4 protein-coding genes, 2 tRNA genes and 3 rRNA genes are annotated in these 13,269 nt (G+C 53.9%); 6 read left to right on the top strand and 3 right to left on the bottom strand.

Annotation, left to right across the window (positions count from 1 at the left end):
• Nucleotides 1-381: 381 nt before the first annotated feature.
• From IPM39_12080 to IPM39_12055, 6 genes are all read left to right on the top strand, one after another.
• Nucleotides 382-1,886 (top strand): 16S ribosomal RNA (locus tag IPM39_12080).
• A 176-nt stretch (nucleotides 1,887-2,062) separates the two neighbouring features.
• A tRNA-Ile gene (locus IPM39_12075) sits at nucleotides 2,063-2,136 on the top strand.
• Between the two features lie 14 nt (nucleotides 2,137-2,150).
• Nucleotides 2,151-2,223, top strand: a tRNA-Ala gene (locus tag IPM39_12070).
• 292 nt (nucleotides 2,224-2,515) lie between these two features.
• Nucleotides 2,516-5,467: ribosomal RNA gene (locus IPM39_12065) — 23S ribosomal RNA — on the top strand.
• A 99-nt stretch (nucleotides 5,468-5,566) separates the two neighbouring features.
• Nucleotides 5,567-5,683: ribosomal RNA gene (rrf, locus tag IPM39_12060) — 5S ribosomal RNA — on the top strand.
• The 16S, 23S and 5S rRNA genes sit together here with 2 tRNA genes alongside, the layout of an rRNA operon.
• 105 nt (nucleotides 5,684-5,788) lie before the next feature.
• Complete coding sequence (locus IPM39_12055; protein MBK8986791.1) at nucleotides 5,789-7,111, top strand: MFS transporter; 1,323 nt, start codon at nucleotides 5,789-5,791, stop codon at nucleotides 7,109-7,111.
• Here the strand turns inward: IPM39_12055 and IPM39_12050 are convergent.
• The 3 genes from IPM39_12050 to IPM39_12040 are packed head-to-tail and all read right to left on the bottom strand — an operon-like array spanning nucleotide 7,094 to nucleotide 13,170.
• Entirely contained in the window at nucleotides 7,094-9,964 is a 2,871-nt protein-coding gene (locus IPM39_12050) for a GAF domain-containing protein (protein MBK8986790.1), read from the bottom strand. The genes IPM39_12055 and IPM39_12050 overlap by 18 nt on opposite strands.
• Nucleotides 9,961-11,859 carry a selenocysteine-specific translation elongation factor gene (gene selB, locus IPM39_12045; GenBank protein ID MBK8986789.1) on the bottom strand — a complete coding sequence of 633 codons (1,899 nt, stop codon included), beginning with the start codon at nucleotides 11,857-11,859 and terminating at the stop codon, nucleotides 9,961-9,963. The genes IPM39_12050 and selB overlap by 4 nt, the downstream gene beginning before the upstream one ends.
• Before the next feature lie 60 nt (nucleotides 11,860-11,919).
• Nucleotides 11,920-13,170: a hypothetical protein gene (locus IPM39_12040; GenBank protein ID MBK8986788.1), complete on the bottom strand. Its 1,251-nt coding sequence runs from the start codon at nucleotides 13,168-13,170 to the stop codon at nucleotides 11,920-11,922.
• Between the last annotated feature and the right edge of the window lie 99 nt (nucleotides 13,171-13,269).

Genomic DNA, 13,269 nt, shown 5'->3' with positions numbered 1-13,269 from the left:
AAAAAACGGAAAGCTATTGGAGTAGTTTAGTCGAGTGAGTGACCTTTGCTAAAACCAGTTTTAGAAATTCACACGAAAATCCCTTGACACCAATTAGGGTGCTTGCTATAATCCCAAACTGTTGATGGCAACGAGATGTCGCCGAAATAATCGGAACATCAAAACAAAAAAATTAAGGTCAGGCAAACTGAAATTACAGTAGCTAGAAACGGCTCTTAGCCGTTTTTTTGTCTGCAAAAATCCCTTGACAAAGGGCGTGCGTTTGCTATAATCATTGACCTTGTGTACCTTGACAATTGAAAAGTGACAGAAACGCAGTAACGTTCAGGTTGAGTAAATTCTTTTAATAGTAGTCCGTTTTAGACGGATTTAAACTTTCTATTTATGGAGAGTTTGATCCTGGCTCAGGATGAACGCTAGCGGCGTGCCTAATGCATGCAAGTCGAACGGGATCCCTGGATTCGTCTGGGGTGAGAGTGGCGAACGGGTGAGTAACACGTTGGTGACCTGCCTTAGAGAGGGGGATAACTGTTGGAAACGATAGCTAATACCCCGGATGTCAAGGCTTTTAGAAAACCTTGACTAAAGCTTCGGCGCTCTAAGAGGGGCCTGCGGCCCATCAGCTTGTTGGTAAGGTAATGGCTTACCAAGGCTAAGACGGGTAGGGGGCGTGAGAGCGTGACCCCCCACACTGGTACTGAGACACGGACCAGATACCTGCGGGTAGCAGCAGCAAGGAATATTGCGCAATCGACGAAAGTCGGACGCAGCAACACCGCGTGGAGGATGAAGGCCTTCGGGTTGTAAACTCCTTTTCTGGGGGAAGAGAAAGGACGGTACCCCAGGAATAAGTCTCGGCTAACTACGTGCCAGCAGCCGCGGTAAAACGTAGGAGGCGAGCGTTATCCGGATTTACTGGGCGTAAAGCGCATGTAGGCGGTTTACTAAGTCGGACGTGAAAGCTCCTGGCTCAACTGGGAGAGGCCGTTCGAAACTAGTAGACTTGAGGGTGGTAGAGGAGAGTGGAATTCCCGGTGTAGTGGTGAAATGCGTAGATATCGGGAGGAACACCAGTGGCGAAGGCGGCTCTCTGGGCCACTCCTGACGCTCAGATGCGAAAGCTAGGGGAGAGAACGGGATTAGAAACCCCGGTATTCCTAGCCGTAAACGATGTCAACTAGGCGTAGGAGGTTATTGACCCCTTCTGTGCTGTAGCTAACGCGTTAAGTTGACCGCCTGGGGACTACGGCCGCAAGGCTAAAACTCAAAGGAATTGACGGGGACCCGCACAAGCAGCGGAGCGTGTGGTTTAATTCGAGGCTACGCGAAGAACCTTACCAGGGCTTGACATATGCGTGGTAGCGAGCCGAAAGGTGAGCGACCCTTCGGGGAGCGTATACAGGTGCTGCATGGCTGTCGTCAGCTCGTGCCGTGAGGTGTTAGGTTAAGTCCTGTAACGAGCGCAACCCTCGTCGCTAGTTATACGTGTCTAGCGAGACTGCCCGTGATAAGCGGGAGGAAGGTGGGGATGACGTCAAGTCAGCATGGCCTTTATGTCCTGGGCTACACACACGCTACAATGGCCGGTACAATGGGTTGCCAAGCCGCGAGGTGGAGCCAATCCCCCAAAGCCGGTCTCAGTTCGGATTGTAGGCTGCAACTCGCCTGCATGAAGTCGGAGTTGCTAGTAAACGCGCGTCAGCAACAGTGCGTTGAATACGTTCCCGGGTCTTGTACACACCGCCCGTCACGTCATGGAAGTTGGCAACGCCTGAAGTCGGTGGGCTAACCCTCACGGGAGGCAGCCGCCTAAGGCGGGGTCGGTAACTGGGACGAAGTCGTAACAAGGTAGCTGTAGCGGAAGCTGCGGCTGGATCACCTCCTTTTAAGGAGAAAAAGCTTTGTTGTGAAACAAAGCTCACTCCCAGGTCAGTCACCCATTAGGGTGTCAATCTGCGTTAAATCGTTTCTGTCACTTTTTAGTTGTCAAGGTTTTAACAAATTCTTAGGTGTGACAATTAGCTTTCTCTCCAGAGGGGCTAACTTGTGGACGCCCGCGTTTGGGCCTGTAGCTCAGCCGGTTAGAGCGTTCCTCTGATAAGGGAGAGGTCGTTGGTTCGAGTCCAACCAGGCCCACCTTTGTTCCTTAAGGGGATGTAGCTCAGTTGGGAGAGCGCCGCCTTTGCACGGCGGAGGTCAGGAGTTCGAGCCTCCTCATCTCCATTGGGCCAGGGGTTTGCGGGTAAGGTTTTTTGCAAACTGATATGGATTTTTTCAACTTGTTCAATATCTGACGGTTTGTTGGTGTATAGTTGTGCTCTTGATGGCCCGACTATATGTCGGGTTTTTTGTCCTTTATAAATATGTGTTGTGTTTTAGTAAGGGATTGATCAATGCTACTTCACGGTGGCATTGATCAGCAGCTTACTAAGCTGATGACAAGTACATTTACAAATGAATAAGGTGATGGCGTAATTTATGTACGTATGAAAATGCCGAATTCTCCGTATCATGTGTGTAAGCTACTAAGGGCGCACGGTGGATGCCTTGGCGTCAAATGCCGATGAAGGACGTGGTACACTGCGATAAGCCCCGGGGAGTCGTGTGCAGATGTTATATCCGGGGATGTCCGAATAGGGAAACCTGCTAGGGGTTAATGCTCTAGCACTGTTACCTGAACACATAGGGTAACAGAGGGAACGAGGTGAACTGAAACATCTTAGTAACCTCAGGAAAAGAAATAATTCCCTAAGTAGTGGCGAGCGAAAGGGGAAAAGCCCAAACCGTTGTCTATATGGTGGCGGGGTTGTAGGACTCGCGCATAGGAGTTACAAATCTATCTGGTAGTAGAACCATCAGGAAAGGTGGACCATAGAGGGTGATAGTCCCGTATGCGAAATCGGATAGACTCCTGCGATGTTCCTGAGTACGGCGGGGCACGTGAAACCCTGTCGGAATCTGGGAGGGCCACCTCCCAAGGCTAAATACATTTGACGACCGATAGTGAACAAGTACCGTGAGGGAAAGGTGAAAAGACCCCCGGTAAGGGGAGTGAAATAGAACCTGAAACCGTGTGCCTACAACCGGTCGGAGCACTATGGCCTTCGGGCAATTGTGTGACGGCGTGCCTTTTGGAGAATGAGCCAGCGAGTTAATCTCAGTGGCGAGGTTAAGTCAGCGACAGACGGAGCCGTAGCGAAAGCGAGTCTGAATAGGGCGATGTAGTTGCTGGGATTAGACACGAAACCAGGTGAGCTACCCATGGGCAGGCTGAAGCGAGGCTAATCCCTCGTGGAGGGCCGAACTCACTAATGTTGCAAAATTAGGGGATGACCTGTGGGTAGGGGTGATATGCCAAACGAACTTGGAGATAGCTTGTTCTCTCCGAAATAGCTTTAGGGCTAGCGTCGCATGTTTAGTATAGGGGGTAGAGCACTGGATGAGCTAGGGGGCGCGAGCTTACCGACCTCAACCAAACTCCGAATACCTATACTCTAGAGTGCGGCAGTCGGACTATGTGAGATGAGTTTCATAGTCGAAAGGGAAACAACCCAGACCGTCGGCTAAGGTCCTTAAGTCTATGCTAAGTGGGAAACGATGTGAGAGTGTTTAGACAGCCAGGAGGTTGGCTTAGAAGCAGCCACCCTTTAAAGAGTGCGTAATAGCTCACTGGTCAAACGCTTTTGCGCGGAAAATGTAACGGGGCTTAAGCATAGCACCGAAGCCTCGGACTTTGATAGTTCTGCGGGTTTGTTGGAGTGGTAGGAGAGCGTTCTGTAGGAGATACAAGGGTGATCGAAAGGACATCTGTGGCCTACAGAAGTGAGAATGCTGGCATGAGTAGCGTAAAACATGTGAGAAACATGTTCCCCGTAAACCTAAGGTTTCCGACGCAAGGTTAATCCGCGTCGGGTTAGTCGGGCCTTAGCCGAGGCCGAAAGGCGTAGGTGATGGACATCCGGTTAATATTCCGGAACCGCCTAAATGGAGCGATGGGGGGACGCAGCGTGGTAGGTCAGCCCCTTATTGGATTGGGGTGCTAAACGTCTAGGATAAGGATGGGTGTAGGTAAATCCGCACCCGGAGTCTGAAGCGTGATAGCGGTGCCTTTAGAGCCAGAAGTGATTGAGCCAGGCTGCCAAGAAAAACCTCTAAGTGATGATATTTAGGTGACCGTACCGCAAACCGACACTGGTAGGTGGGTAGAGTATACCAAGGGGATCGAGAGAACCTTCGTTAAGGAATTAGGCAAAATGCCCCCGTAACTTCGGGATAAGGGGGGCCTCTGCCGGTGATACAATTCGTTGAGCTGGCGGAGGCCGCAGAGAAACGGCTCTTTCAACTGTTTAACAAAAACACAGGTCTCTGCTAAGTCGAAAGACGATGTATAGGGGCTGACGCCTGCCCAGTGCTGGAAGGTTAAGGGGAGAGGTTAGCGCAAGCAAAGCTTTGAACCGAAGCCCCAGTGAACGGCGGCCGTAACTATAACGGTCCTAAGGTAGCGAAATTCCTTGTCGGGTAAGTTCCGACCCGCACGAATGGCGTAATGAGAAGAGCACTGTCTCAACGAGGGACTCGGCGAACATTGAAGTACGTGTAAAGATGCGCGTTACCCGCAGCAGGACAAAAAGACCCCGTGAAGCTTTACTACAGCTTGGCATTGAGTTAGGGCTTATCTTGTGTAGGATAGGTGGGAGGCTTTGAAGCTGGGACGCCAGTCTCGGTGGAGCCAACCTTGAAATACCACCCTGGCTAAGTCTTGGCTCTAACCCGCGGCCGTTATCCGGCGTAGGGACAGTGCCTGGTGGGTAGTTTGACTGGGGCGGTCGCCTCCGAAAATGTAACAGAGGCGCCCAAAGGTTCCCTCAGGCTGAATGGAAACCAGCCGTAGAGTGTAAAGGCACAAGGGAGCTTGACTGCAAGACATACACGTCGCGCAGGTACGAAAGTAGGGCTTAGTGATCCCACGGTTCCGTGTGGTAGGGCCGTGGCTTACCGGATAAAAGCTACTCCGGGGATAACAGGCTAGTCTTGTCCAAGAGTTCACATCGACGACAAGGCTCGGCACCTCGATGTCGGCTCATCGCATCCTGGGGCTGGATAAGGTCCCAAGGGTTGGACTGTTCGTCCATTAAAGCGGTACGTGAGCTGGGTTCAGACCGTCGTGAGACAGGTCGGTCTCTATCCGCTGTGGGCGCAAGGGATTTGAGAGGGGCTGCCCCTAGTACGAGAGGACCGGGGTGGACAGACCTCTAGTGTGCCAGTTGTACCGCCAGGTGCATCGCTGGGTAGCTACGTCTGGCAGAGATAACCGCTGAAAGCATCTAAGCGGGAAACTTGCCTCAAGATTAGATCCCTCATCCGTTATGGAGTAAGACCGCTAGGAGACCACTAGCTTGATAGGCGGCAAGTGTAAGTGCAGTAATGTACTCAGCTAAGCCGTACTAATGGTCGAGGGCTTACGTTACACATGGTACGGAGAATTCGGAATTTTGGTATTGTACATAGTTCCTGTTACCTTATTCATTTGATATGTTCTTTAATTTGTTGTTTTTTAGAAAGATCTCTTGGTGATTTGAGCGGCGAGGGTACACCCGGTCCCATCTCGAACCCGGCAGTTAAGTTCGCCAGCGCCAATGGTACTTGGGGGGTGACTCCCTGGGAGAGTAGGTCATTGCCAAGAGACCTTTTTTAGAGATTGGAAATTGAGGAGTGAAGATGTATATCTTCTACTCTTCAGTAGCCAATCTCTTTTTTTGTTTGGGGGACTTAAGCAACGGCCGTCGTCATGCGTGAATATCTCCTTCTGCTGCAGAAAAACCGTAACTATCGTTTTCTGTGGCTGGGGAGTGTTGTTTCTCAGTTGGGAGATTGGTTCAACCTGCTGGCCGCGGCCGAAATCATCACTGCACTTACCAACAGCGGGGTAGCTATTAGCTACCTTTTTTTGACTCGTTTTTTACCCCTCTTTCTGTTTAGCCCTCTGGCCGGTGTGCTGGCTGACCGTCTCAATCGTCGAACGATTCTCATTGTTTCTGATGTGCTGCGCGCCTTTACCGTGCTTGGCTTTTTGTTGGTGCGCTCGTCGGGGCAAATTTGGTTGTTTTATGCACTGACACTGCTTCAGTTTGTGTTGAGTGCATTGTTTACACCGGCGCGGAATGCAGTATTGGCCAATGTCGTGGTTGAAGAGGACCTGGTGACGGCTAATGCGCTGGACAGCCTTACCTGGAGTACGATGCTGGCGTTGGGCGCATTTTTGGGTGGATTGGTGGCGGCTACTTTGGGGGCACAGACGGCGTTTGTGCTGGACAGCCTGACATTTATACTTTCTGCCTGGTTTATTAGCCGGATTGTGATGCCGGCGACGGTTATTACGTCGGTGGGAGTTCGGCAGACGGGGTGGCTGGATTTTGTAGACGGGTTTCGGTATCTGTGGGGCGAACCTGTTATTTTGGCGATTGCGCTGGTGAAGGCGGCCGGTTCGTTGGTCTGGGGTGGTATCAATGTGCTGGAGATCACGTTTGCGGCGCAGGTCTTTTCGCTGCAGGACTCGTTTGTGGCGCAAACGCTGCATGTTGAAAATGGCGCCACGGCCGTTTTGGGCGCTATCTATGTTGTCAGCGGATTGGGGACCGGGTTGGGGCCGATTGTGCTGCGGTCCTGGCTGGGTGACAGCCGTCGCCGGATTTTGTTAGGGATTTCCATCGGCTTTGTTCTCCTGACGGTGGGCATTATGACTTTGGCGCGGGCCGGCTCGCTGCCGGTTTTTTTGTCCGGAACGCTGGTGCGGACGGTGGGGTCTGGGGCTGTCTGGGTGTTTTCGGCGGCCCTGCTGCAAATGTTGACGCCCGACCGATTTCGCGGCCGGGTGTTTGCCTTTGAGTTTGCGGCGTTGACGCTGACGCAGTCTGTTGCTACTTTTTTTGCCGGTTATGCGCAGGATTCGTGGGGGATGGATGTGCGTGGGGTAACGGCCGTTTTGGGTTGGCTGAGTATGGTTATGGCGGCGCTCTGGTTTCTAGTTCATTGGCGGGTGCGTTCCCACTTTATGGAAGGGGAGGGTGGGCAACGGCCGTCAGGCAACAAACATTCAGGTCTGCATCGGTAGAAAAACGCTGAGTGTGGAACCCTGGTTGATGGCGCTAAATACTTCAATATGCCCACCATGCAGCCGGACGATTTCCTGGGCAATTGCTAGGCCCAACCCGGTTCCAGGAATATTAGATTGTCGGGCCTGCTTGCCCCGGTAAAACCGGTTAAACAAATAGACCACATCATCGGCGTCAATCCCGATGCCGGTATCTTTAACGGCCAGACAGACCTGCTGCTGATTGGCGGTGGGCGCAATTTTTACCTCTATGCGGCCCTGTTTGGTGTAATTGATGGCGTTAGACAATAGATTGGTGATCACCTGCGCCAGTTGATTGCGCTCGCCCCAAATGAGTGGCAGGTCGGGACAGGGTGTAAAAACCATCTGTAAGCCGGCAATGTCGGCGCGCGGCTGATGGGCGATGACAACGTCCTGAGCAATGGCGTTCAGGTCTACCAATTGGAAGCCAGGCAGGTTGTTGGGGCGAATGTCTAGCCGGGAAAGATCTAAAATATCCTGGATAAGCTGACCCAAGCGGTCAGCCTGTTTTTGTAAAATAGGCAGGTATTTGGGCAAAAGCTCGCTGCCTTTGTGTTCCAGAAGATCGAGATACAGCTTCAGATTGGTTACCGGTGTACGCAGTTCGTGGGAAACGTCGGACACAAACTGGGACTTGAGAGCGTCTAGCTCTTTGAGCTGCTCATTGGCTTCGGCCAATTCGCTGGTGCGTTCCGCTACCCGCTCTTCCAATTCAGCGGCGTGGGTGCGTAACTGGTCGTACAAGCGTGCCGTTTCCAGAATGCGGCCTAATTCTTCGCAAACGGTTTGGGTCAGGCGGATTTCTTCGTTGGTGAAAACATGTCTCGTCTCGGAACCGATGCCCATAATGCCAACAAGGCTGCCCCGCAGCGAAATAGGAACGAGTAAAGCCGACATGAGGCGGTAGATTTCGACCAGGTGGGCCATGCCAGGACTAAGGGGGAATTGGCTCAAATCCGGGACAACAAAGGGCGTTTGGGTTTGCACAACGGCCGTTAACAATGCGCTGTCTGTCATTAGCTCTAAAACCCGGCCGGTAAGCGATTTGTGATCGGGGCTAAGATATTGGGCCATCACCCGCCCAGTTGTCATGGACTTGTCTAACTCCACCAACGTGACGTGGCTTGCCGATAAATAGTGGGCAATTTCCTGGCAAAGTATTTGCAGCACGGTTTCTTCTGTCTGCCCGGAAGCGGCGGCAGAAATGACTTTGTTGAGCAGATTCAATTCTTGGGTTCGGGCGTGGGTTTTGGCAAACAATTGGCTTCGTTCCAGCCCCAGGGCAATGACATTGGCGATTTGCTGAACCAGAGGCAGTCTGACTTGTTCAAACGCGCCTGTCTGGTCCCAACTTAATGTCAGAACTCCTTGGGTAGCCTCATTAACCAGCAGCGGCAGGGCTATATAGGCCCGATACCCCTCTTTGTACAATAATTGAGCAGCCAGATAGTCTAATTCTTGGCTGATGTCGGGCACGATGTGGACACGGCCGTGCAATAAATCCTCAGTGGCCGCCGACTGCGAAATGTGCAGACGAAAAGCTGAGTCAAATTGATTCTTGTCATCATGCAGCGCAATAAAATAGGCCCACTCCCGCGTTTCATCCATTTGCGCCAACGTGACCCGTTGGCAGTTGGTAGCGGCTTTCAGACTCCTCACCAGGGCAGGGAACGCATCCTGAATGTTGGAAGCTGCGTTGAGCGCCCGCAGCACGTCGCCTGTCAATCGCAGCGCTTCGGTGCGCCCGGTGGCCGCAGCAAACAGCCGGGCATTCTGCAGAGCCAGCGCGGCCTGGGCGGCAAACGCCGCTAAACGCTGCCCATGTTCGTCGTTGTAAAAATCAGGTTCAAGTTTGTTGATGGATAAAAAGGCTGCTACTTCGCCGCCAATCAGTACAGGAGCGCTGGCCCAAGAGCCAATGTGTGGGGTGGAAGCGCTGTCGAGCCACAAATTGCTCTGCTTGATGTCTGGGATGACTAACGGCCGTTTTGTCTCAATCACTTTCTGCCAGGTCAGCGCGTCGGCCACGTCTCTAGCGCGCGGCCGTTGGGCAGTATCCAAAAAAATGCTGAACTGCTCGTAACCACGCGCCCGCACAACAAACGTTTGCCCATTCTGCACTTCGATAACGTTCGCCGAATCATAAGGTACAACCCGGCCGAGCTGTTCCAGCAGCAAATCCAGCACCACTTCAACATCCAGTGATGCGCTCAACGCCAGGCCGATTTCGTGTAGGGCTTCAGCCAGTTCGCGTTGTGTGCGTTCCATCTCTGCGGCTCGCTTACGTTCTAACTCGGTCGCGGCTTGCGCAGCAAACAGATTCATGACCGAGACGGAATCAACGGTGCTGTCTATGAGCTGGTCGTGGAAGACGACCAGAACTCCTGATGGCTGCCCATCGGCGCCGAACAGCGGCGCGCCAATGTAACACTCGATCTGTTTCTCGTTTAATCCTTTGTCTTCGGGGAACAATCGCCAGACATCTGAGGTGTAATACTGTATCCCGTTTTCCAGCACTGCGGCGCAAGGGCTGCCGGCAATCTCGTATTGGATATTTTGCCGCAGACGGCCGTCTTGCCAATAGGCAATCGTTTGAATCAGCTCTTTGTTATGGCCGGTTATCTCGCCTACCAACGCATACCGGGCCGCCAGCGTTTCGGCCAGATGTTGTACCAGGGAAACAAAAGAATCATGACCGGTTGCCCATGCTGTGCCTTTTAGGATAGCATTCAGCGTATGTTCAACCCGGCCAAGCCGGGCTGCTCGCGCGGTCAATGTCGCATTCTCTGCTTTCAACAGCTCGATTTCTTGCTTCAGGTCATCAAAATTCATGATGGAGTGTTTTTTGGCTGCACCAACACCCGATCATCGCCAACGCGCCGGGTAACTTTGATGTCGTCCAGGTGCTCTAAGAAGGCGATGGCGTATTTGCGGCTGGTTTGCAGCAAGTCGCGGGCCTGGGCAGCGTTGATACGGCCGTTCCCTGCCAAGTACGCCACGATCTGCCCGGTGAATAGGGCATAATGTGGCGCAGCGTAAACCACGTCATCGTTAAGTTGGCGCAGCTGCCCCATGTCCAGCAGGGCCAAATATACGGCGTTGCCAACGGCCGTTTTGCATTCCTTCACGCTGGGTGAATGGATACCGGCGGCGTCCATCTGGCGCAGTAAGGCAGACACGGCCGTTTGCTGCCCCGGCGACAAGGTAATTTCACGGCCGGGTTGGCGCAGTGTGGCTTCGTCGGGGATCACCAGACCGGCCTGCGCGGCCGCATCCACCAGCGGATTAAAAATGGTTGGCGGCAGCTTCAGGCGGCTGCGCGCCTCCTCGCGGGGCACGCCCAGCCGCAGCGGATTCTCCTGATGATAACGCGCCACAATCTCTGCCAGCCGATCTTGCAGCCGCTGCCAACCGGCGCGGGTCATGAGCTGCTGTTCCAGGCGGACAATCAGATTGTCCCGTTCCAATTCGGCCAGGGCAGCCGCCGCTTCGGCCTGGTTGACGCTGCCGCTTTGCCGCAGTTTGGTCATTGTGGTCGGCTCCAGGCGAGACAGCGCTTGCAGCAGCAAATCGGCCGGTGTCCCTTGGGCCAGGGTTTGCAGCCGGGCCAAGACATCGGGACGAAAACGGCGGTGGCGGCGGCCAGGGTGTGGATCCAATACTTTGCCGCCGCCCAGAGTTGCGCCAGGCGACGGCCGTCGCAAAATGAAATGATCGCCGCGCGCCACAGCCACCTGCTGCGTCAGGGCCAGTTGCAGCCAGCCTTCTTCGCCGGGGTTGATTTGGGTCATGCCCAACACGCGGGCGTGGGCCATCACCTCGGCCGCGCCGACAAACAATTTCACGGCCATATTATGCTTCAATGGTGTGGGCGCATCGGCCAGATGGCGATAGACCACGTCTAACAAAACGGTCGCGCTCAGAATGCCTGGCGCAGCCACCACATCGCCGCGCTGCACCTGATTGTGGTCTACGCCGGTGATATTGATGGCGACGCGGCTGCCCGGATGGGCTGTGTCTCGTTTGGTTTTGTGGGTTTGCAGTCCGCGAATGCGCCCTTTCAGTCCAGATGGCTGGATTTCTACCGCGTCGCCCAGGTGGAAACGGCCGTCGCTTAAAGTTCCGGTGACGACTGTGCCAAAACCGGATAGGCTAAACACTCGGTCAATGGGCAAACGGGGGCGGGCGAGGTCAGGGCGGGGGGGAACGGCCGTTAACCGCTGCCACAATACGGCCCGCAGTTCATCCAGCCCGGCTCCGGTGCGCGCCGACACCGGCACGATGGGCGCGTCGGCCAGCGCAGTGTCGGCCAATAAGTCGTGCAGCTCCAGCGTCACCAGGTCCAACCAGTCAGGGTCATCAATCAGGTCGTTTTTGGTCAAGGCCACCACACCGCTGCGCACGTTTAACAGATCAAGAATTGCCAGGTGCTCGCGTGTTTGCGGCATCACCCCTTCGTCGGCCGCCACCACAAACAGCGCCAGGTCAATGCCCCCCACGCCCGCCAACATATTCTCAATGAAATCCCGATGGCCGGGCACATCCACCACACCCACTTCTGCGCCATCGCCCAAATTCAGCCAGGCAAAGCCCAGGTCAATGGTCATCTCCCGTTCTTTTTCCTCGGCCAGGCGGTCCGGATCAATACCGGTGAGCGCCTCTACGAGAGTGGATTTGCCGTGATCTACGTGGCCCGCGGTACCGATGACGTACATTTCAGTGTTCAGTATTCAGTGTTCAGTATCCAGTTCACTGAACACTGAATACTGAACACTGGCTGCTCTCTCTTATTCTTCACGCACCGGGACCAGCGCCGGTTGGCGACGGCGGCTGGGGTTACGGGAAACGGCTTTTTCAACTTCTTCCAGCCAGAGGCGCGGCCATTGTTTCAGGGCGTCGGCCTGGGCTGTTTGCACACGCCACAATGTTTCTTTGTCTTGTTCGATGGTTTTAAGCTGTTCTTCGAGCAGGGTAATTTGTTCCAAAATTTGCCGGTTTTGCCGGTTCAAACCGGCCCATCGCTGTTCCATTTCCACGTCGAACGTGCGCCATTTTTTGTCGTTTTCAGACAGGAAGTTCTCCCAATTGGCGCTGAGGCGGCTGTGTTCCACGCGCAGAAGTTCGGCCGTGTCGCGCTGCTGTTGTTCGATTTGCGCCTGCCAGGGGGCCAGGGTTTGCACGGCCATTTTGGCTTCTTTGTACTGGTCGGAAAACGTGACCCATTCTTTGGAGAATTGTTGGATGGTCTTGGCGTGGTCTTCCATGATTTGCCGCCACCCTTCCACCCGCTGGTTACGTTCATATTCCCCAATCTGGATTTGTTCCATCCAGCCTTTGGTGCTTTCGCGGATTTCTTGCTGTGTTTCCATCAGATTGCGGATGCTGATGTCTAGTTTGCTGGCGTTGCTGGTCAGCACGTCCAATCGGTCGTGGATGGGACTCCATCGTTTGTTGATTTCCACCAGTTTGGCCTGTGCTTCGCTGATACTGCGGCTGTTTTGTTTTTCTTTTTCTTCCAAGAAGGTCAGGGAGTTTTCCCAGGTGTCCACGCGGTTGGCAACGGCCGTCATCTTATTCTGCTGCTGTCCGATCAAGTTCGCCAACCGTGTCTCTTCCGCCTGACGCATTTCCATTTCGCGCTGCAAGCGCGGGATAGCCGGCAGCTCCTTGCGCACGTCGGCGATTTCACGCACGTTGCTTTCATGTTCCACACGGCGCATCGCTTCCATTTCCGCCTGCGCCTGCACCCGGCGCTGATCATACTGCTCGATCATCTGCACGATGTCGTCTTTGAACTGCGCCAACTGCACATCTACCTGAGGCAGACGCGAAAGCTGCGAAGTGAGACCAGCGATTTGCGTTTCCAGGTCTTGAATACGTTGGTCGCGGGCAGTAACTTCCCGCTCCTGTAGGACAACCCGTTGTTCGATTTCCGTTAATTTGCGGCCGACTTTGCGCCGTTCTTCATCCTGCCATTCAACTTGTTGGCGTAAATCTCTAAGTTCTTGCGACTCGCCTGAGCCGGTGGGTTTAGCCATTGATCACCTCTGAAAAACTGCATTTGGTATACGTCGAGCGTTATGCGCATTGTGTCGTGGTTGATGGACTGCATTATAACGTGACGAGGGCCGATGGCA

The sequence above is a fragment of the Candidatus Leptovillus gracilis genome, assembly GCA_016716065.1.
Lineage (GTDB): Bacteria > Chloroflexota > Anaerolineae > Promineifilales > Promineifilaceae > Leptovillus > Leptovillus gracilis.
This window is presented reverse-complemented; position numbering and strand designations above follow the sequence as displayed.

Excerpts from the sequence above, each read along its gene's own strand:
- IPM39_12055 (MBK8986791.1), top strand. The coding sequence starts at position 5,789 with ATGCGTGAATATCTCCTTCTGCTGCAGAAAAACCGTAACTATCGTTTT.
- IPM39_12050 (MBK8986790.1), bottom strand. The coding sequence starts at position 9,964 with ATGAATTTTGATGACCTGAAGCAAGAAATCGAGCTGTTGAAAGCAGAG.
- IPM39_12040 (MBK8986788.1), bottom strand. The coding sequence starts at position 13,170 with ATGGCTAAACCCACCGGCTCAGGCGAGTCGCAAGAACTTAGAGATTTA.